The sequence below is a fragment of the Streptomyces sp. NBC_01591 genome (assembly GCF_035918155.1).
Lineage (GTDB): Bacteria > Actinomycetota > Actinomycetes > Streptomycetales > Streptomycetaceae > Streptomyces.
This window is the reverse complement of the sequence record NZ_CP109327.1, coordinates 6,326,834-6,346,510: the sequence shown is the minus strand read 5'-3', so window position 1 is coordinate 6,346,510 and position 19,677 is coordinate 6,326,834. Positions and strand designations below refer to the sequence as shown.

Annotated in this window: 19 protein-coding genes and 1 pseudogene; 9 read left to right on the top strand and 11 right to left on the bottom strand. The window is 71.3% G+C overall.

The genetic code is table 11. The features are described from left to right. Positions 1-28: 28 nt before the first annotated feature. Positions 29-1,918 carry an HSP90 family protein gene (locus OG978_RS29365; RefSeq protein WP_326768087.1) on the top strand — a complete coding sequence of 630 codons (1,890 nt, stop codon included), beginning with the start codon at positions 29-31 and terminating at the stop codon, positions 1,916-1,918. Beyond that, positions 1,915-4,875: a tetratricopeptide repeat protein gene (locus OG978_RS29360; RefSeq protein ID WP_326768086.1), complete on the top strand. Its 2,961-nt coding sequence runs from the start codon at positions 1,915-1,917 to the stop codon at positions 4,873-4,875. The genes OG978_RS29365 and OG978_RS29360 overlap by 4 nt, the downstream gene beginning before the upstream one ends. Positions 4,876-4,905: 30 nt before the next feature. Here the strand turns inward: OG978_RS29360 and OG978_RS29355 are convergent, their stop codons facing one another. Beyond that, positions 4,906-6,528: a DAK2 domain-containing protein gene (locus OG978_RS29355; protein WP_326768085.1), complete on the bottom strand. Its 1,623-nt coding sequence runs from the start codon at positions 6,526-6,528 to the stop codon at positions 4,906-4,908. Between the two features lie 259 nt (positions 6,529-6,787). Between OG978_RS29355 and rpmB the strand changes: the two genes are divergently transcribed. Further along, positions 6,788-6,973 carry a 50S ribosomal protein L28 gene (gene rpmB / locus OG978_RS29350; RefSeq protein WP_030928661.1) on the top strand — a complete coding sequence of 62 codons (186 nt, stop codon included), beginning with the start codon at positions 6,788-6,790 and terminating at the stop codon, positions 6,971-6,973. Positions 6,974-7,079: 106 nt separating this feature from the next. On the opposite strand, the gene thiD is transcribed toward rpmB, so the two are convergent. Further along, positions 7,080-7,886: a bifunctional hydroxymethylpyrimidine kinase/phosphomethylpyrimidine kinase gene (gene thiD, locus OG978_RS29345; RefSeq protein ID WP_326768084.1), complete on the bottom strand. Its 807-nt coding sequence runs from the start codon at positions 7,884-7,886 to the stop codon at positions 7,080-7,082. A 9-nt stretch (positions 7,887-7,895) separates the two neighbouring features. Next, positions 7,896-8,867, bottom strand: a complete 972-nt coding sequence (locus OG978_RS29340) for a thiamine-phosphate kinase (RefSeq protein ID WP_326768083.1) — start codon at positions 8,865-8,867, stop codon at positions 7,896-7,898. A gap of 327 nt (positions 8,868-9,194) precedes the next feature. Here OG978_RS29340 and OG978_RS29335 point away from each other — a divergent pair, with 327 nt between their 5' ends. Together OG978_RS29335 and OG978_RS29330 are read left to right on the top strand one after the other, a co-directional pair. After that, positions 9,195-9,428, top strand: a complete 234-nt coding sequence (locus OG978_RS29335; RefSeq protein WP_072487263.1) for an Lrp/AsnC family transcriptional regulator — start codon at positions 9,195-9,197, stop codon at positions 9,426-9,428. Between the two features lie 20 nt (positions 9,429-9,448). Beyond that, positions 9,449-9,931: a DUF3515 domain-containing protein gene (locus tag OG978_RS29330; RefSeq protein WP_442817760.1), complete on the top strand. Its 483-nt coding sequence runs from the start codon at positions 9,449-9,451 to the stop codon at positions 9,929-9,931. Positions 9,932-9,980: 49 nt separating this feature from the next. Here OG978_RS29330 and OG978_RS29325 read toward each other — a convergent pair whose 3' ends face one another. The 3 genes from OG978_RS29325 to OG978_RS29315 form a co-directional block, all read right to left on the bottom strand. Further along, positions 9,981-11,138 (bottom strand): D-alanine--D-alanine ligase family protein, encoded by a 1,158-nt coding sequence (locus OG978_RS29325; RefSeq protein ID WP_326768082.1) that lies wholly within the window; start codon positions 11,136-11,138, stop codon positions 9,981-9,983. A 101-nt stretch (positions 11,139-11,239) separates the two neighbouring features. Further along, complete coding sequence (locus OG978_RS29320; protein ID WP_326768081.1) at positions 11,240-12,250, bottom strand: NAD(P)H-dependent glycerol-3-phosphate dehydrogenase; 1,011 nt, start codon at positions 12,248-12,250, stop codon at positions 11,240-11,242. Further along, complete coding sequence (locus tag OG978_RS29315) at positions 12,247-12,999, bottom strand: lysophospholipid acyltransferase family protein (protein WP_326768080.1); 753 nt, start codon at positions 12,997-12,999, stop codon at positions 12,247-12,249. Before OG978_RS29315 ends, OG978_RS29320 begins: the two co-directional genes overlap by 4 nt. 149 nt (positions 13,000-13,148) lie before the next feature. Between OG978_RS29315 and cofC the strand changes: the two genes are divergently transcribed. Both cofC and OG978_RS29305 read left to right on the top strand, forming a co-directional pair. Next, positions 13,149-13,889: a 2-phospho-L-lactate guanylyltransferase gene (gene cofC / locus OG978_RS29310; protein WP_326768079.1), complete on the top strand. Its 741-nt coding sequence runs from the start codon at positions 13,149-13,151 to the stop codon at positions 13,887-13,889. 10 nt (positions 13,890-13,899) lie between these two features. After that, the gene (locus OG978_RS29305) at positions 13,900-14,103 is read left to right on the top strand and encodes a hypothetical protein (protein WP_326768078.1); all 204 of its coding nucleotides are present in this window, start codon (positions 13,900-13,902) and stop codon (positions 14,101-14,103) included. A 140-nt stretch (positions 14,104-14,243) separates the two neighbouring features. Here the strand turns inward: OG978_RS29305 and OG978_RS29300 are convergent, their stop codons facing one another. The 4 genes from OG978_RS29300 to leuC all read right to left on the bottom strand — a co-directional run bounded on the left by OG978_RS29300 (position 14,244) and on the right by leuC (position 17,420). Then, positions 14,244-14,906, bottom strand: a complete 663-nt coding sequence (locus OG978_RS29300) for an HU family DNA-binding protein (RefSeq protein ID WP_326768077.1) — start codon at positions 14,904-14,906, stop codon at positions 14,244-14,246. Positions 14,907-15,049: 143 nt separating this feature from the next. Next, positions 15,050-15,277, bottom strand: a complete 228-nt coding sequence (locus OG978_RS29295; RefSeq protein ID WP_072487271.1) for a hypothetical protein — start codon at positions 15,275-15,277, stop codon at positions 15,050-15,052. 104 nt (positions 15,278-15,381) lie between these two features. Beyond that, complete coding sequence (gene leuD, locus OG978_RS29290) at positions 15,382-15,990, bottom strand: 3-isopropylmalate dehydratase small subunit (protein ID WP_326768076.1); 609 nt, start codon at positions 15,988-15,990, stop codon at positions 15,382-15,384. A gap of 5 nt (positions 15,991-15,995) precedes the next feature. After that, positions 15,996-17,420 carry a 3-isopropylmalate dehydratase large subunit gene (gene leuC, locus OG978_RS29285; protein ID WP_326768075.1) on the bottom strand — a complete coding sequence of 475 codons (1,425 nt, stop codon included), beginning with the start codon at positions 17,418-17,420 and terminating at the stop codon, positions 15,996-15,998. Between the two features lie 174 nt (positions 17,421-17,594). Here leuC and ndgR point away from each other — a divergent pair, with 174 nt between their 5' ends. Beyond that, on the top strand, positions 17,595-18,311 hold the full coding sequence (gene ndgR, locus OG978_RS29280) for an IclR family transcriptional regulator NdgR (RefSeq protein ID WP_014048551.1): 717 nt from the start codon (positions 17,595-17,597) through the stop codon (positions 18,309-18,311). A 72-nt stretch (positions 18,312-18,383) separates the two neighbouring features. Here ndgR and OG978_RS29275 read toward each other — a convergent pair. After that, positions 18,384-18,884: pseudogene (locus tag OG978_RS29275) on the bottom strand (DUF4188 domain-containing protein). Between the two features lie 90 nt (positions 18,885-18,974). Here OG978_RS29275 and OG978_RS29270 point away from each other — a divergent pair. Beyond that, positions 18,975-19,616: a MerR family transcriptional regulator gene (locus OG978_RS29270; RefSeq protein ID WP_326768074.1), complete on the top strand. Its 642-nt coding sequence runs from the start codon at positions 18,975-18,977 to the stop codon at positions 19,614-19,616. The last annotated feature ends 61 nt before the right edge of the window (positions 19,617-19,677 follow it).

Here is a 19,677-nt window from a genome sequence, read left to right as displayed (position 1 = left end):
CACAGGTCCCCCCACCGGCGCTGCGACGATGACATCTGAGACCTCAGCGAATTCCGCGTCCCCCGAACACACCGAGCCCTCCTCCGGCCGGTCGCCGCACACCTTCCAGGTGGATCTGCGCGGACTGGTCGACCTTCTCTCCCACCACCTCTACTCCTCCCCGCGGGTCTATCTCCGCGAGCTGCTGCAGAACGCCGTGGACGCCATCACGGCCCGCCGCGCCGAGCAGCCGGACGCGCCCGCCCTGGTACGGCTGCACGCGGACGGCGGGCGGCTCCGGGTCGAGGACAGCGGGATCGGTCTGACCGAGACCGATGTGCACAGCCTGCTCGCGACGATCGGCCGCAGTTCCAAGCGCGACGGGGCGGAAGGGCTGGCCTCGGCCCGCGCCGAGTTCCTCGGCCAGTTCGGCATCGGGCTGCTGGCGTGCTTCGTCGTCGCGGCCGAGATCCGGGTGGTGAGCCGTTCGGCGCGTACGCCCGGATCGCCGCCCGTGGAGTGGCGCGCCCGCGACGACGGTTCGTACACCGTCCGTACGCTGCCCGACGACGCACGGCCGGAGCCGGGCACCACCGTGCACCTGACCGCACGGCCCGGCAGCGGGGAGTGGCTCACCGAGGAGCGGGTGCGCTCCCTCGCCCGTGACTTCGGCTCGCTGCTGCCCTACGACGTACGGGTGGGCGAGTCGCCGGTCACCGATCTGCCGGCGCCGTGGGACCGCCCGTATCCGAGCCCGGCGGCGCGACGGGTGGCGCTCGCCCGCCACTGCCACGAGCAGTTCGGCTTCGCGCCGCTCGACGCGATCGACCTGGATCTGCCGCTCGCCGGGATCCGCGGCGTCGCCTACGTACTGCCGTCCGCCGTGAGTCCGGCGCAGCGGGCCGGCCACCGGGTGCATCTGAAGGGGATGCTGCTGACCGACCGGGCCGACGAACTGCTGCCCGACTGGGCGTTCTTCGTGCGCTGTGTCATCGACACGGACAGTCTGCGGCCCACCGCCTCGCGGGAGGCGCTGTACGCGGACGAGACCCTGGCGGCCGTGCGGGAGGCGCTCGGCGACCGGATCAGGCAGTGGCTCACCGGGCTCGCCGCGGGTGATCCGGAGCGGCTGGCGGAGTTCCTCTCCGTGCACCACCTGGGGGTGAAGTCGCTCGCCCGGCACGACGGCGCCATGCTGCGCACGATGCTGCCGTGGCTGCCGTTCGAGACGACGGACGGGCGGCTGTCGCTGGAGGAGTTCGCCCGGCGCCATCCGGTGGTGCACTTCACGCGGACCGTGGAGGAGTACCGGCAGGTCGCGCCGATCGCCTCCGCGCAGGGCATCGGGGTGGTCAACGGCGGCTACACGTACGACAGCGAGCTGGTCGAGCGGCTGCCGTCGGTCCGGCCCGGGACGGTGGTCGCCGAGCTGGACGCCGACACCGTCACCGCGCATCTGGACTCCGTCGATCCGGCGCAGGAGCTGGCGCTCGGCGCGTTCCTGGCGGCGGCCCGCGCCAGGCTGGACCCGCTGGGCTGCGACGTGGCACTGCGCGCCTTCCATCCGCTGACCGTGCCCGCGCTGCATCTCGACGACCGGGCGGCCCGCCACGAGCAGGCCCGCGCCGACGCGGAGGGGCAGGCCGACGAGCTGTGGGCGGGCATTCTCGGCTCGCTGCGCGGCAGTGCGCCGCGCGCCCGGCTCGTACTGAACCACCTCAATCCACTGATCCGGCGGATCAGTTCGCTGGACTCCCCGGAGCTGGCCGCGACCGCGACGGAGGCGCTGTACGGGCAGGCGTTGCTGATGGCGCAGCGCCCGCTGCGGCCGGCCGACTCGGCGCTGCTGAACCGGGCGTTCATCGGCCTGCTGGAGTGGGCCACGCATCCCGCAGTACCAGGACACTCCCCCGCGGACCCCCAGGAGGACGGCCGATGAGCCCCGACATCACCACGATCCGCCAGGCCCTGCGGGAGAACGACGGGGAGCCGGAGGGTCCCGCGCGCAACGCCCGCGCGGAGCGGCTGCTGGCGGAGGCCGAACAGACCGGGGACGCCGCCCTGGTCATCGAGGCGCTCACACACCAGCTGCAGGTCTACAACTACAGCTCCGAGAAGGACAAGATGTTCGTGCCCTTCGCGCGGCTTCTGCGCATGTGGGACGAACAGCCCGGCGATTTCAGCGACTTCATGACCCACCACCTGTTCTGGATGTTCAAGTGGGTCTCCAGCTCCATGGTCGACCAGCCGCACATCCCGCTCGCCGCCATCGAAAAGTGGCAGAGCGAGATGGAGTACCGCTACCGGCTCGCCGGTCACTCCGAGCGTGCCGTGTGCCAGGGCGAGCTGGAGATCGCCCGCCACCTGGGCGATCTGCCGCGTGCCGAGCGGGCGTACGCCGCCTGGCAGGCGGCCGACCGCGACCGCATGGCCAACTGCCACGCCTGTGAGCTGCACGAACAGGGCAGCTGGCAGGCGCAGCGCGGCCTGGACACCGAGGCGCTGGAGACCTGGGCACCGGTGCTGGGCGGTGAGCACACCTGCGCCCATGAGCCGCACGCCGTGCTGGCGGCCTCGCTCGTTCCGCTGCTGCGGACCGGCCGGTCCGAGCAGGCCCGTGCCCATCATCTGCGCGGGTACCGGATGGTCCGGTCGATGGAGAGCATGCGGAACGCGGCCGCGCAGCACATCGAGTTCTGTGCGCTGACCGGCAACGAGGCCCGCGCCCTGGAGATCATCGCCGAGCGGCCCGCGTACTTCACCGACAGCGGGAACCCCGGCAGTCTGATGGACTACCTGGCCGTCACGGCACTGCTGATGGACCGGCTGACCTCGCTCGGCCACGGCGGGCAGTCGGTGCCGGGGCCCGCCGGGACGGACTGGACCGCGTCCTCGCTGGCGGCACACGCCCGTGCGCGGGCGCTGGAGCTGGCCGCCCGGTTCGACGAGCGCAATGGCACCGCCCAGGTCGGCACGCAGGTGCGGGAACGTCTGGACCGCCGGCCGCTGGTGGACCGGCTGCCGCTCGGCGTACGGGCCGTGCGGCTGGCCGCCCCGGACCGGAAGCCGGACGCCACCCCGGCGCCGGTGCCCGGGGCACCGGCGGAGGCACCGCTCGGCCTGACCGGTCTGCTGGCCGAGGCGCACCGCCTCTCCGACGCCCAGCGCCCGGAGGCGGGGCCCGCCTGGGAAGCCGTCGCCCGCCGGATCGCCGAGCCGGACGGCGCCGCGGCCGGGCTGTCGGACCACGACCGCGCGTGCGTCGAGGACCACCGGGCGATGTACGGCTCGCTGCCGCCGGCCGAGGCGATGGCGGCCTTCGAGGCCGCCGCCGGTCTCTACGAGGCCGCGGGCGACCCGGGCGAGGCCGCCGCAGCGGCGGGCCGGGCCGCGTACGCCCGCGCGCTGGAGCCCGGCGGGGCGGACGAGGCCCTGGCCGGGATCGCGCCGGTCGTGGACCGGGCCCTGGCCCTGTACGCCGACGACGCGGCCACCGCCCGCCAGGCGAGCGCCGTGCTGGTGTGCCGGGCCCGCATCCTCGGCCGGCTGGTGCAGGACGCCCCGGACGAGGCGGCCGCCGAGTCGGCCGTCACCGGTCTCGAACAGGGGGCGCGGGAGCTGCTCGCGTTCACCGAACCGCTACGCGCGGAGGCCGGAGTGGCCACCCGGATCGCGGAGGCGCTGGATCTGCTCGGCGATGTCGCGGCGTACCGGGGCGACCCGCACGGCGCGCTGGAGCGGTACGAGCGGGCCGCCGCCGAGACCAATGACGCCGGGCTGTCCTGGTACGCGGTCGAGTACGAGGCCAAGACGTCCGGGCTCGCCGCTCAACTGGAGGAGTACGAGCGGGCGGAGGGCGCGGCGCGGGCCGCGCTGGAGCACGGGGCGGCGTTCGTCCCGGCGCGCGGGCGGGCCCGGCTGCATCTGCGGCTCGCCGAAATCCTCGCCGGCACGGGGCAGTTCGCCGAGGCGACCGAGCAGGCGCTGGATGCCGCGCACTGGGCGGACGAGTCGGGCGAGAGCGCGACGATCGGGGCCCATGCCCGTCATCAGCTCGGCGGCTGGCTGCTCCGGCTGGACCGGGCTGCGGAGGCGGCCGCGGTGCTGGAGGCCGTGCTGCCCGACATCACGGCCGAGGAACACGGCGACGGCACGGTCGTACAGACGCTGTGGTGGCTCGGCGACGCGCTCACGGCGCTGCACGAGCCGCGCGAGGCGGCCGAGCACTGGCTGAAGGCGGCGGACATCGCGCGCGGCTGGCCCGAGCAGCACGACCACGCGATGCTCGCGAATCTGGCCGCGCAGGCGCTCTACCGGGCCGACCTGGACCCGCAGGCGGAGCTGGCGTACGCACGGGCCGGGGAGTTGTGGCGCGAGCTGGGCGATGTCCCGGCGCTGGTGCGGACGCTGCGGGTGCGGGCCTGGATCGCGATCCGGGAGGGGCAGCCGGGCCCCCGGGCGGCACGGGCGTTCATGGCGGCGGCCGCGCGCGAGTGCGAGACGGCACTGTCCTCCAACCCGGCGGACGAGGCGCCCCGGCTGCTCGCGGAGCTCGCGGACACCCACCGCCAGACCGGCGAGCTGATCGCCCATGTCTGCCAGGGCGAGCCGGGCGAGGCGCCGGAGTACGAGGAGGCCCTCGGGTACGTGGACCGGGCGGTCGCGGGGTTCACGGAGGCGGGCGCCGGTTTCGTCGGTCTGCGCACGGCCGCCGAGCTGATGGCCGCCTGGCTGGAGGCCGACCTGGGCCGTCCGGACGCGGCCCGGGAGCGGGCCCGGAGGGTGCTGGAGATCCACGGGGCCGGGGAGCCGGACGAGACGGGCGAGGAGCGCCGTGCGGAGGCCGCGTCGCTGCTGGACCACGTGGACAGGAGAACCGGCCCGTCCGGCGCCTGAGGCAGCTCCGCTACCTCTGAGGCAGCTCCGCTACTCCACCCCGATGAGCAGCGGAGCGCGCTGGTGGCCGCCCCGGTACACCACCGTGTCCACCGCCAGATAGCCCTCGCGCACGTGCTCCTCCAGCGCGTCCGCGAGGCTGTCGGGGACGTCCTCGCCCAGGACCAGGGTGACCAGTTCGCCGCCCGCCGCCAGCATGCGGTCCAGTACGTCGCGGGCCGTCTGCGGTACGTCCTCGCCGATGACCGCGACGTCGCCGTCGATCAGGCCCAGGATGTCGCCGGCCTGGCAGATGCCCGCCATGGTCCAGGACTGCCGTTCGGCGACGGCGAGTTCGGCGTAGCGGGTGGCACCGGCGGCGGCGGTCATCGCCACCACGTCCTCGTCGAAGCTGCGGTCGGGTTCGTGGACGGCGAGGGCCGCGATGCCCTGGACGGCGGCCCTGGTCGGGATCAGGGCGACCCGGACGCCCTCCGCGCGGGCCTGTTCGGCGGCGGCCGCGGCGGTGTGGCGCAACTCCGCGTCGTTGGGCAGCAGGACCACCTCGCGGGCGTGCGCCCGGCGGATCGCGTCGACCAGTTCGCCGCTGGCCGGCGGCTCCCCGGGGCGGGCCAGGACCGTAGTGGCCCCGGCCTCCTTGCACAGGCCGCGGAGCCCGTCGCCGGGGACCACCACGACGACCGCGCGCTGCACGGGCTCGGCGTGGGGGTGTACCCGGTCCGCGCCGAAGTGGGTGATCCGGATCCGGTACGGCCGCCCCGCCTCGACCCCGGCCTCCACGGCCGCGCCCGCGTCGTCGACGTGCACATGGACGTTCCACAGCCCGTCGCCGCCCACCACCACGAGCGAGTCGCCGAGCCGGTCGAGCCGGGTCCGCAGCCGGTCCACCGCCTCGTCCGTGGCCTCCAGCAGGTAGATGACCTCGAAGGCCGGTCCGCCTTCCGCGTCGGCCGCCGCGCAGTCGTCCGGCACGGGAAGGGTGGGCAGCACCGCCACGTAGGTACGTTCGGGCGCCCGCCCGCAGACCGCTTCGACGAGTGCCGCGAGCACCGTCACCAGGCCCCGTCCGCCGGCGTCCACGACGCCCGCCCGGCCGAGGACGGCGAGCTGTCCGGGGGTCGCCTCCAGGGCCGTGCACGCCCCCTCGTACGCCGCCCGTGCGACCGCCGCGGTCCCGGCGTCGCCCTCGGTGCGCGCGGCGGCTTCGGCGGCCGCGGTGGCGACCGTCAGCACGGTGCCCTCGACGGGGTGGGCGACGGCCTGCCGGGCCGCGGCGGCGGCGACGGCGAGTGCCCGGCGCAGATGGTCCGCGTCATGGCCGACGGCCAGCACTCCCGCCATCCCGCGCAGCAGTTGGGCCAGGATCGTGCCGGAGTTCCCGCGGGCGCCGATCAGGGCGCCGTGCGCCATGGCCCGTACCGCGTCGGCCGCGACGGGCACGGTCCCACCGGTCTCGTGGGCGGCGAAGACCGCCTCGACGGCCTGGTTCGCGGATTCCACGGTCAGATAGAGGTTCGTCCCGGTGTCCCCGTCGGCGACGGGATACACGTTGATCGCGTCGATCGCCTCGCGCTCCCGGCCCAGCGCCTCCAGGGCCAGTGAGCACCAGGTACGCACCGCGACGGCGTCCATGTCGTCGGCGGTCTGCGGCACCTGTCGGCCCTCCTCGGATTCGGCCGTGGGCGGCCGGCTGCATCGCAGAGTATTCCCCGCGCGCCGGGTCCGGCGGGGACAGGGGGCGGGACGGGGTCGGTGGAACCCATGGTAGTTTCGTTCCACCGACGCAGCCGTTGTATGCTGCTTCGGTTGCCCGATGAGAGTCGGGCCATCCCTCCGGCACCGCCACTTCAGTCAAATGATTCCGGCGCGCCGGATTTCACTGTAAGTGCATCTGAAGTCTTTGGAGTGACCCGTGGCTGCCAACTGCGACGTCTGCGGCAAGGGGCCGGGCTTCGGCAACAACATTTCGCACTCGCACCGCCGTACGTCCCGTCGCTGGAATCCCAACATCCAGCGCGTGCGTGCCGTGGTCGGTCGGACGCCGAAGCGGCTCAACGTCTGCACCTCGTGCATCAAGGCCGGCAAGGTCGCGCGCTGACGTTCCCGTCGTAGCGCAGCCTTCCGGTTGCCCAAAAAGCCGGTCCATCTCGGTGGACCGGCTTTTTGCTGTGCTCTCGGCCCTTTTTGCCGGCGCCTGGGCGCCCTCATCCGGTGCGCGTCCGCCAGCCGTGGTCGACCGGGCCGATCCCGGAGCCCAGCGGGAAGCCCGCCATGATCGCCCCCGTGACGTACACCTTCGCGTGCCGTACCGCCGTGGGCACGTCCTGCCCCAGGGCCAGCCCGCAGGCGATGGCCGAGGCGAGGGTGCAGCCGGTGCCGTGGGTGTGACGGTTCTCGTGCCTGGGGGCGCGCAGCCAGTGCTCCTCGGTGCCGTCCGTGAGCAGGTCGACGGGCTCGCCCGGCAGATGCCCGCCCTTGACGACGACCCAGCGCGGCCCGAACTCCAACAGCGCGGCGGCGGCCCGCCGCATCCCGGTCTCGTCCTCGACGTGGACGCCGGTGAGCTGTGCCACCTCGTCCAGGTTCGGGGTGGCGACCGTGGCGGCCGGCAGCAGTTTCGTCCGTACGGAATCGAGCGCCTCGGCGGCCAGCAGCGGATCGCCGTGCTTGGAGACACCGACCGGGTCGATGACGGCCGGGGCGTCGGTGCCGGCGAGGAGTTCGGCCACGGTCTCCACGAGGACGGCCGACGACAGCATTCCGGTCTTGACCGCCTGCACCCCGATGTCGTCCACCACACTGCGGTACTGGGCGCGTACGGCCTCGGCGGGCAGTTCCCAGGCGCCCTGCACCCCCAGCGAGTTCTGGGCGGTGACGGCGGTCAGCACGCTCATCCCGTGCACACCGTGCGCCAGCATCGTCTTCAGGTCGGCCTGGATGCCCGCACCGCCGCCGGAGTCGGATCCGGCGACGGTGAGCACACGGGCGGGTACAGCAGCAGATATGGGCATACGCCGAATCTACTGGGCGTCCTCGATGTCCCCGAAGTGGTCCCAGCCGCCCTTGCTGGTCCAGGGCGCCCCGTCGACCGTCACCTGCGGCAGCGCAGAGGGGTTGAGGACCTCGCCGATCACCTTCCAGCGGGCGGGCAGCTTCACGTCCGGCGGGAAGGTGGCGACGATCGCGTGGTCCTCGCCCCCGGTCAGCACCCACTGGAGCGGGTCGACGCCGACGGCCTGCCCGATGTCGGACATCTGCGAGGGGATGTCGATGAGTCCGGAGCGCAGATCGATCCGGACCTTGCTGGCCTCGGCGATGTGCCCGAGGTCGGCGACGAGACCGTCGCTCACGTCCGTCATCGCGGTGGCGCCGAGCCCTGCGGCCGCGGGGCCCGCGTGGTACGGCGGTTCGGGGCGCCGATGGGCCTCGACGAAGGCGCGCGGCGAACGGAAGCCGCGGGAGAGCACCGCGTACCCGGCGGCGGACCAGCCGAGCCAGCCGGTGACGGCGACGACGTCGCCGGGCTGGGCGCCGGAGCGGGTGACCGGCTCGTGGTTGCGCAGATCGCCCAGCGCGGTGATCGAGACGGTGATCGTCTCGCCGCGCACCACGTCTCCGCCGACCACGGCCGCGCCCGCGACCTGGCACTCGTCACGGATGCCGTCCATCAGCTCGCCGGCCCAGGTGACCGGGAGTTCGGCGGGGACGACCAGGCCGAGCAGCAGCGCGGTGGGCACCGCGCCCATCGCGGCGATGTCGGCGAGGTTCTGGGCGGCGGCCTTGCGGCCGACATCGTACGCGGTCGACCAGTCGCGGCGGAAGTGCCGTCCCTCCAACAGGATGTCCGTACTGGCCACGACCCTGCGGTCGGGAGCGGTCACGACCGCGGCGTCGTCGCCGGGGCCGAGTCGTACCGCCGGAGTGGTGGTGAGCCGGGAAGTGAGCTCCCTGATGAGCCCGAACTCCCCCAACTCGCCCACGGTTCCCTTCACCGAGTCTCACCTCTCATCTGTCGCGCCGGACGGTCGTCCGGGCTGCTTCGGCGGCCGGGGGTCCGGACCATGGACCGGCCGCCGCCGCCGCAGGGAGCAGTCTGCACCGCTGGTCACCGCCATGCCCGTCCCCCTTCCGGACCGCTGCGCCCGCGGTCGCGGGCCGTCACTGCTGTCGGTACTGTCAAGAGATACGTCAACTTGTGTGTTGTGTGCGCCACGCTCTGGGCGTCAACGGTCCACAGGTCTCCCCGCGGCACGCGGCAACGCGATACCGTGGCGTCCCTTTCTCCCCCACATGATCCTCGTGGCCGCCCTGGAGGTTCCGTGGTACAGGCGTACATCCTTATTCAGACCGAGGTGGGCAAGGCGTCGACCGTCGCCGAGACCATCGCCAGAGTTCCGGGAGTGATCCAGGCAGAGGACGTCACCGGTCCCTACGACGTGATCGTGCGCGCGCAGGCCGACACAGTCGATGAACTCGGCCGCATGGTGGTCGCCAAGGTCCAGCAAGTGGAAGGCATCACCCGAACCCTGACCTGCCCGGTCGTTCATCTGTAGTCCCCGTCTACGCTGGCTCGGTGACATCATCGCGCCGGCTCCGCCACCCCTTGTTCCTCGGCCCGTCCGTCGCCGCACTGCTGCTGGCCGCGGCGGGCTGCTCCTCAACGGACGCCGCGGTGTCGATCACAGTTCCCTCACCGTCCCCGGAAGCCGCGGCCTACTGCCGTGCGCTGCACGAGGAGCTGCCGAGGACCGTTGCCGGACTCGACCGCGGTGACGCCGGGCCGAAGTCCGAACTGACCGCCGAGTGGGGGGACGGGGAGATCGTACTGCGCTGCGGTGTCCCCCGGCCCGCGAAGATGGACGACCCCATGGCGAAGGGGACCGAGGCGAACGGCGTCAACTGGCTGCTGGAGCAGCCCGATGACGCCGGTCCGCGTTTCACGACGACCTACCGCAAGGCGTACGTCGAGGTGACCCTGTCGGCGGCGTACGTCCATGACGCGAGCCCGTTGGCCGCGTTCGGCCCGGCCGTCCGTAAGACGGTTCCGGGACTGTAGGGCGTGCGCTCCCGCCCGGGAGCGCACGCCGTACTGCACGGGATCCGGCTCAGCGCAGGCCGGTCGGGCGGCTCAACGCGGCCTGGATCAGCCGGTCCACCAGTTCCTGGTAGCTGACACCGCTCTCCTGCCACATCCGCGGGTACATGGAGATCGGGGTGAAGCCCGGCAGGGTGTTGATCTCGTTGATCACGAAGGTGCCGTCCTCGGTGAGGAAGAAGTCGGCACGGACCAGCCCCTCGCAGGACGTGGCCTCGAAGGCCTCGACCGCGAGCCGCTGCACCTCGGCCGTCTGCTCCTCGGTGAGCGGGGCGGGCACGATCCCGGAGGCCGAGTCGATGTACTTGGCCTCGAAGTCGTAGAAGTCGTGCGAGGTCACCGGCGGGATCTCGGCGGGCACGCTGGCGCGCGGCCCGTCCTCGAACTCCAGCACCCCGCACTCGATCTCGCGGCCCTGCAGCAGCGACTCGACCAGGAACTTGGGGTCGTGGCGGCGGGCCTCCTCGATCGCCTCGTCGAGGCCGGACAGGTCGTCGACCTTGGTGATGCCGATGGACGAGCCGGCCCGGGCGGGCTTGATGAAGAGCGGCCAGCCGTGGTCGCCGGCGAAGTCCACGATGCGCTTGCGGGCACCGGAGGGGTCGTTGTCCCATTCGCGGGGACGCACCACGAGGTACGGGCCGACCGGCAGCCCGAAGGAGATGAAGACCCGCTTCATGTACTCCTTGTCCTGGCCGACCGCCGAGGCGAGCACGCCGGCGCCGACATAGGGCACACCGGAGAGCTCCAGGAGCCCCTGCAGGGTGCCGTCCTCGCCGTACGGGCCGTGCAGCACGGGGAAGACGACGTCGACCTCGCCGAGCGCCTTGGGCACCGAGCCGGGCTCGCTGAACACCACTTCGCGGCTGCCGGGGTCGACGGAGAGCACCACGGCGCCCTCGGTGGACTCGGCCAGTTGGGCCACTTCCGGCATCTTCCGGTCCGTGATGGCCATGCGTTCGGGTTCGTCGGCGGTGAGCGCCCAGCGGCCGTCCGTCGTGATGCCGATCGGCAGGACGTCGTACTTGGTCCGGTCGATGGCGTTCAGGACGGCGCCGGCCGTGACGACCGAGATGCCGTGTTCGGAGCTGCGGCCGCCGAACACGACGGCCACGCGCGGCTTGCGGAGCTGCTGCTCCGGGCTCTGGGGGAGGTTCTCGCTGCTCATATCGCGTTGAGCGTACCTGCTGGTACCACTCGCGTCAGCGCGGCCGGGGCCGCCGAAGCGGTGAGCGGGAACGTTCACCGCTCCACCCGCCCCGGCCGCCCTCAGCGCCGCTCGGGCTTCGCGCTGCGCGACATCAGCTCGCCCAGCGCAACCATCGGCGGCTTGCCCTCGTGGACGATGCCGACGACCGTCTCGGTGATGGGCATGTCGACGCCGTGCCTGCGCGCCAGATCGAGCACCGACTCACAGGACTTGACGCCCTCGGCGGTCTGGCTGGTGACGGCGATGGTCTCCTGGAGCGTCATGCCGCGGCCGAGGTTGGTGCCGAAGGTGTGGTTGCGCGAGAGCGGCGAGGAGCAGGTCGCCACCAGGTCGCCCAGGCCCGCGAGTCCGGAGAAGGTCAGCGGATCGGCACCCATGGCCAGGCCGAGGCGGGTCGTCTCGGCGAGGCCCCGGGTGATGAGCGAACCCTTGGCGTTGTCGCCGAGACCCATGCCGTCGGCGATGCCGACCGCCAGGCCGATGACGTTCTTGACCGCGCCGCCGAGCTCGCAGCCGACCACATCGGTGTTGGTGTACGGGCGGAAGTACGAGGTGTGGCAGGCGGTCTGGAGGCGCTGGGCCACGGACTCGTCCTGGCAGGCGACGACGGCCGCCGCGGGGCGGCGTTCTGCGATCTCCTTGGCCAGGTTGGGGCCGGTGATGACAGCGATCCGGTCCGCGGAGACCTTGGTGACGTCCTCGATGACCTCGCTCATCCGCTTCGCGGTGCCGAGTTCGACGCCCTTCATCATCGAGACGAGAACGGTGTCGGAACCGAGGTGCGGGGTCCATTCGGCAAGGTTGGCGCGCAGTGTCTGCGAAGGCACCACGAGTACGGCGAAGTCGGCGCCGTGCAGCGCCTCGGCGGCGTCGGTGGTGGCCCGGACGGATTCGGGGAGCTCGATTCCCGGCAGGTAGTCCGGGTTGGTACGGGTCGTGTTGACGGCCTCGGCGACCTCGGCGCGACGGCCCCAGAGGGTGACCTCGCAGCCGGCGTCGGCGAGGACCATGCCGAAGGCCGTACCCCATGAGCCGGTTCCGAAGACGGCCGCCTTTGCGGGGTGCGTCACTTGGGTCCCTTTCCTTCGGCCTTGCGCCGCTGCTCCGCACGGGCCTTGCGATGGTCGTAGGGCTGTACGGGGGCCTGCTCGCCCCGCACGATCTCCAGCTGCGCGGTGACCGCGGACATGATGGCCTCGGTCGCCTCGCGCAGGACGTCGGGCGTCGGATCCCTGTCATAGAACCTGGAGAGGTCCACGGGGGGTCCGGCCTGCACCTGAAGGGTCTTGCGGGGGAACAGCCGGAGCTTGTTGTCCTTGGCGTACGGCGGCATCGCGAAGTTGGCGCCCCACTGGGCGACGGGGATGACCGGCGCCTTCGTCATCAACGCGACGCGGGCGGCACCGGTCTTGCCGGCCATCGGCCACATGTCGGGGTCGCGGGTGAGCGTGCCCTCCGGGTAGAAGGCGACGCATTCACCGCGCTCGATGGCGTCGACGGCCGCCCGGAAGGCGTCCAGTGCGTTGGTCGTCTCGCGATACACCGGGATCTGTCCGGTACCGCGCAGCATCATTCCGACAAAGGGGGTCTTGAACAGGCCCGCCTTGGCAAGAAGCCGCGGCACCCGTCCGGTGTTGTACTGGAAGTGACCGTAGGAAAGCGGGTCCAGATAGGAGTTGTGATTGACCGCGGTAATAAATCCACCGTCGGCCGGAATGTGTTCCATCCCCCGCCAGTCACGCTTGAACAGAACCACCAACGGCGGTTTTGCGATGACCGCCGCCAGGCGGTACCAGAAGCCGATTCTGCGGCGGGACACTCGGACACCTTCCTCTAAGGACCTGAACTCTGCCTGGCTACCGACGGTCAAGTCTCGCCCCAGGCCCCTGCTCTGTCGAGAACACCGTACGCCCCGCTTTCGGGACCGACCCTCCAGGTTCTCGCACCGGCAGGCGAGAATAAGCGGCGATGCGCATCGAGGGGGAGATCGCCACGAACACCGACCCGACCGGTCCTTGGTCCCTGGTCGTCCCGTTGAAACCCCTGGCACGGGCCAAGAGCAGGCTGACGCCCACGACGGGGGCCGAGCTGCGCCCCCGGCTCGCCCTCGCCTTCGCCCGGGACACCGTGGCCGCCGCCCTGTCCTGCCCGGCGGTACTGGATGTGGTGGTAGTCACGGACGACCGGGAGGCCGGGGCGGCCCTCACGGCCATCGGGGCGCGCGTCGTCCCCGACGAACCCGGCCGCGGGCTCAACGCCGCGCTGGCACACGGCGAGCGGGCCGTACGGGCCGGGCGGCCCCGGGCCGCGGTCGCCGCCCTCAACGCGGATCTGCCCGCGCTCCGCCCCGGAGAATTGGCCCGGGTGCTCGACTATTCCGCCGAATTCCCTCGCGCATTTGTGACCGATGCGGCAGGAATCGGTACAACATTTCTGTCGGCTGCGCCGGGAGTGGAATTGCGTCCGGCTTTCGGCGGCCCTTCCCGGGCCCGGCACCTGGACTCCGGCGCGGTGGAAATCGACCTGACCGGCATCGATTCGGTCCGCCAGGACGTGGACACCGGCGACGATCTGCTGGCGGCGCTGACGCTGGGCGTCGGCGCGCACACGGCGGGGCACTGGGCCCCGGGAGCCCCCCGGGGGGCCGCCGCCGCCCCCGGCCGGGCCCGCGGCGACGAACTCTCAACGGCTCCCTCACCGGACCGATAGGCTGCCGTCCATGCAGGCGACCTCGTACACCTACGACCCCGAGACCCGCACCGGCAGTGTGCTGCTCGACGACGGCACGCCGGTGGAGTTCGACGCCCGGGCCTTCGACGCGGGCGGTCTGCGGCTGCTGCGTCCGGGGCAGCGGGTGCGGATCGAGGGCAGCGGCGAGGGTGCGGAGATGCGGATCACACTGGTGACCCTGCAGACGTTCTGAGCGGGCGCGGCACACGTTCTGACCGGCCACGCGCAGACTTTCCGAACGGCCGCACGCACAGGACCCAGAACAGCCCGCGGGCCGGGCTCCCCGAGGGGAGCCCGGCCCGGCGCGTGTGAGTAGCCCTGCGCTGCTCGGTCTCACTTCTTCCGTGCAGTGGCCTTCTTCACCGTGGTCTTGCGCGCGGTGGTCTTCTTCGCGGGCGCCTTCTTCGCCGTGGCCTTCTTCGCGGGCGCGGTCTTGCTGGCGGCGGCCTTCTTGGTGGCCGTCGTCTTCTTCGCCGCCGCGGCGGTGGTCTTCTTCGCCGTGGTCTTCTTGGCCGCCGCGGTGGTCTTCTTCGCGGTGGTCTTCTTGGCCGCCGCGGTCTTCGCCGCAGTGGTCTTCTTGGCGGTGGCCTTCTTCGCCGTGGCCTTCTTGGCGGCGGCCTTCTTCGCCGCGGCCTTGGTCGTCGTACGGGTGGAAGGACCGCCCGACAGGCTGCCCTTGGGCGCCTTCTTCACGGCCACTTCGCCGCCCTTGGGGAGCTTCTTCGAGCCGCTCACCAGGTCCTTGAAGCCCTGTCCCGCACGGAAGCGGGGCACCGAGGTCTTCTTGACCCGCACACGCTCACCCGTCTGCGGGTTGCGGGCGTAACGGGCGGGGCGGTCGACCTTCTCGAACGAGCCGAAGCCGGTGACCGAGACACGGTCCCCCGCGACAACCGCACGGACGATCGCGTCGAGTACCGCGTCGACGGCGTCGGCGGCCTGCTGGCGGCCTCCGACCTTGTCGGCAATCGCTTCTACGAGCTGCGCCTTGTTCACGTCTTCCCCTTCGGAGACATTGCCAGAACGAAAGTGTTCAAGCGTTTTCGCACGTTAGGCAGATATATACCGCAAATCAAACACGAAACGGGCTAATCACCCTAGTGCCGCAACGAAGTCGACCGCTGCACAGTTCCGCAGAGTCAGTCACCTTCGGGGAATCGGCCCTCATCGAGGTCCTTCATCAACCGGTCCAGACGCCTTGCCGCATCCGGGAGATCGTGCTTAGCCGCGGCCGTGATGACCAACAGCTTCCGGGACAGCGCCATCCTTACGCCCTCCGGGACTTGCAGTGCGCGCACTCTTGTGTGCGCTTCCTTCAATCGGTCGGCGACTTGGCCGTAAAGCTTGAGTTGGCTGTCGCGTTCCATGCACCGATTGTGCCATCTGGGGCGAGTTGTCGCCCGACGGGGTCTCAACAAGCGACTGCGCCCCCTACCAGATGGCAAGGGGCGCAGTCCTGGAAACGCGCTGCTCAGGCGTTAATTGTACGCGGCTTGAAGGTCGGTCTTGCCGCCTCATAAGTCGCGATGTCCGCTTCGTTCTGAAGGGTGAGGCTGATGTCGTCCAGCCCGTTGAGCAGTCGCCAACGGGCATTCTCGTCGAGCTCGAAGTCGGCGGTCAGCTTTGATCCGTCGGGGGCCTCGGCGCGGACCTGGCGCGCCTCCAGGTCGACGGTGATCTCGGCCGTGGGATCGGCCTCGGTCAGCTCCCAGAGCGCGTCGACGACCTTCTGGTCGAGCACGACGGTCAACAGCCCGTTCTTCAGCGAGTTGCCGCGGAAGATGTCGGCGAACCGGGAGGAGATGACGGCCTTGAAGCCGTAGTTCTGCAGCGCCCACACGGCGTGTTCACGGGACGATCCGGTGCCGAAGTCGGGGCCGGCCACCAGGACCGTGGCGCCCTCGCGCTCCGGGCGGTTGAGGACGAAGTTCTCGTCCTTGCGCCAGGCCTCGAAGAGTCCGTCCTCGAAGCCGTCCCGGGTGACCTTCTTCAGCCAGTGGGCGGGGATGATCTGGTCGGTGTCGACGTTGCTGCGGCGCAGCGGGACGGCCCGGCCGGTGTGTGCGGTGAAAGCTTCCATGATTCTCAGACTCCGGCGGGCGTACGGACGTCGGACAGGTCGGCGGGCGAGGCCAGGTGGCCCAGCACGGCGGTGGCGGCGGCGACCTGCGGGGAGACCAGGTGTGTACGGCCGCCCTTGCCCTGCCGGCCCTCGAAGTTGCGGTTCGAGGTGGAGGCGGAGCGCTCGCCGGGGGCCAGCTGGTCGGGGTTCATGCCGAGGCACATCGAGCAGCCGGCGTGCCGCCATTCGGCGCCCGCGGCGGTGAAGACCTTGTCCAGGCCCTCCTCGACGGCCTGCAGGGCGACCCGGACGGAGCCCGGGACGACCAGCATCCGTACCCCGTCGGCGACTTTGCGGCCGTCCAGGATCGCGGCGGCGTTGCGCAGGTCCTCGATCCGGCCGTTGGTGCAGGAGCCTACGAAGACGGTGTCCACGTTGATCTCGCGCAGCGGCTGGCCGGCGGTCAACCCCATGTATTCCAGGGCCTTTTCGGCGGCGTTGCGCTCCGAGGCGTCCTCGTACGAAGCAGGGTCGGGGACGTTGGCCGACAGCGGCGCGCCCTGGCCGGGGTTGGTGCCCCAGGTGACGAACGGGGCCAGTTCGGCCGCGTCGATGACGACCTCGGCGTCGAAGACCGCGTCGTCGTCGGTGCGCAGCGTCTTCCAGTACGCGACGGCGGCGTCCCAGTCCTCGCCCTGGGGGGCGTGGTCGCGGCCCTTCAGGTAGTCGAAGGTGGTCTCGTCCGGGGCGATCATGCCTGCCCGGGCGCCGGCCTCGATCGACATGTTGCAGATGGTCATCCGGGCTTCCATCGAGAGCTTCTCGATGGCGGAGCCGCGGTACTCCAGGATGTAGCCCTGACCGCCGCCGGTGCCGATCCGGGCGATGATCGCGAGGATCAGGTCCTTGGCCGTGACACCGTCGGGCAGTTCGCCGTCGATGGTGATGGCCATGGTCTTCGGACGGGCCAGCGGCAGCGTCTGGGTGGCCAGCACGTGCTCGACCTGGCTGGTGCCGATGCCGAACGCCAGCGCGCCGAAGGCGCCGTGCGTGGACGTGTGGGAGTCGCCGCAGACGACGGTGGTGCCGGGCTGGGTCAGCCCCAGCTGCGGGCCGACCACGTGCACGACGCCCTGCTCGACGTCGCCCAGGGGGTGCAGTCGTACGCCGAACTCCGCGCAGTTCTTGCGCAGGGTCTCCAACTGGGCGCGGGAAACCGGGTCGGCGATCGGCTTGTCGATGTCGAGGGTCGGGGTGTTGTGATCCTCGGTGGCGATGGTGAGATCAAGGCGCCGCACCTGGCGTCCGGCCTGCCGGAGGCCGTCGAAGGCCTGGGGGCTGGTCACCTCGTGCAGCAGGTGCAGATCGATGAAGAGGAGGTCGGGCTCACCTTCGGCGCGCCGGACGACATGGTCGTCCCAGACCTTCTCCGCGAGTGTCCTACCCATCGCTTTCCCTCCGGCCGGCGTCTTCGCCGGCCCAACTAGAGATTCGGTGCGCCGCCGTCCGGACCCCCGTGCGGGGCGGTGGCTACGGGCCGTTGTATGGCCGCCCGTACAGGTTCGCAATTTCCGCCGAATATTGAACTTGCGTTTCACAGAGTGAGACGGGAGTATCGTCGTATGGACAACTCTAGCGGCGTCGGCGTTCTCGACAAGGCGGCTCTGGTATTGAGCGCCCTGGAGTCCGGTCCGGCCACCCTCGCCGGGCTGGTCGCGGCGACCGGGCTCGCACGACCCACGGCCCATCGACTGGCCGTGGCACTGGAACACCACCGCATGGTGGCGAGGGACATGCAGGGCCGTTTCATTCTCGGTCCCCGGCTGGCGGAACTCGCGGCGGCGGCGGGCGAGGACCGACTGCTGGCCACGGCGGGACCGGTGCTCACCCACCTCCGGGACATCACCGGCGAGAGCGCGCAGCTCTACCGCAGGCAGGGCGACATGCGGATCTGCGTGGCGGCGGCGGAGCGGCTGTCCGGTCTGCGGGACACCGTGCCGGTCGGCTCCACGCTCACCATGAAGGCCGGCTCGTCGGCCCAGATCCTGATGGCCTGGGAGGAGCCGGAGCGTCTGCACCGCGGCCTCCAGGGCGCCCGTTTCACGGCGACGGCGCTCTCGGGCGTGCGGCGCAGGGGCTGGGCCCAGTCGATCGGCGAGCGCGAGCCGGGTGTGGCCTCGGTCTCGGCGCCGGTGCGCGGCCCCTCGAACCGGGTGGTCGCCGCCGTCTCGGTCTCCGGACCGATCGAGCGGCTGACCAGGCACCCGGGCCGGATGCACGCCCAGGCGGTCATCGACTCGGCGGCAAGGCTCAGCGAGGCCCTGCGCCGCACCGGCTGACGTACCCGGCACATCCCCCCCGGCCGCCCCAGCGTCGTGGCGGCCCCCTTCCAGTACCTCATTCCCGGACCCTCACTTCGCGGACGAGCGGTGCGCGAAACGGTCCGCCCCTCGACACCCCCGCGCCTCCAGCGGCAGTACGCCGGTCGCCCCGGCCAGTCCGTAGGCCGGCATATCGGCGTAGAACGATTCGTAACCGCCCTCGGGCACTATGTACGCCTCGTGCCACAGCCCCACGTGCCGCCGGGACTCCTCCTCCTCCTTGCGGTTCATGATCGCCCAACCCCTGCGGTGGAACATGTCGGGAGCGCTCGCGTACGCGTAGAGCTTCTCCTTCGACTCCCAGTACTGGACGACCTAGTACGTCCGCGGCGAGCCGGTCAACAGCGTGTGGCCCAGCAGTCCGCGCCCCTTGTCCTTGCCCAACTCCCGCAGCATGCGCTCCATCGCCAGCAGCGGGGGCGGCCAATGATGCACGCCCCAGAAGTGGTTGATGCGCATCCCGATGAGCAGCACGACCACCTCTCCCTCGGCCGCGGCGGTGATCTTTCCCGGAATCGGCTTCGCGAACATTGGCCGTACCCCTTGCCGTTGGAGAGTTCAACTATCCAATGATTGGATAGTTGAACTGCCCAAGAGGTGGTGCAAGGGAAGGCACGGAACATGCGGCTCTCGGAACTGAGCGAGAAGAGCGGAGTCAAGACCGCGACGATCAAGTACTACCTGCGCGAGGGTCTGCTGCATCCCGGCCGGCGGGTCACCGCGACGCAGGCCGAGTACGACGAGAGTCATGTGCGCCGGCTGCGTCTGGTGCGGGCCCTGATCCAGGTGGGCCGCCTTCCGGTGGCCACGGCCCGCGAGGTCCTCTCCCACATGGACGACGAGTCCCTGGGCCGGACGATCCGGCTGGGCGCGGCGCTGTGGTCGCTCCCGCACGGCCCCGACCCCGACGAGGAGGCTCCGGAGACCGCCGCGGCCCGCGAGGAGGTCGAGCGGCTTCTGGACCGGGTCGGCTGGGCGACGTCGCAGGAGATCGGCTCGCTCTCCCCCGCGCATCGCTCGCTGGTGTCGTCGGTGGCCACACTGATCCGCCTCGGCTACCCCTGTGACGTCGATTACCTGGCCGAGCAGGCCCGCCTGATGCATCAAGTCGCCGTCCAGGACCTGGACATGATGGAGACGCACCCCACGGAGTCGGAGCAGGTGGAGATGGCGGTCGCGTCGGCGGTGCTCTACGAGCCGTTGTTGATGTCCCTGCGCCGGATGGCCCAGGAGGAGGAGTCGGCCCGGCGCTACGGGCTCTGAACGGGTCCGCGGCCCGAACGGGCCTGGCGGGCCAGCGAAAAGGCCCTTCACCGAGGTGAAG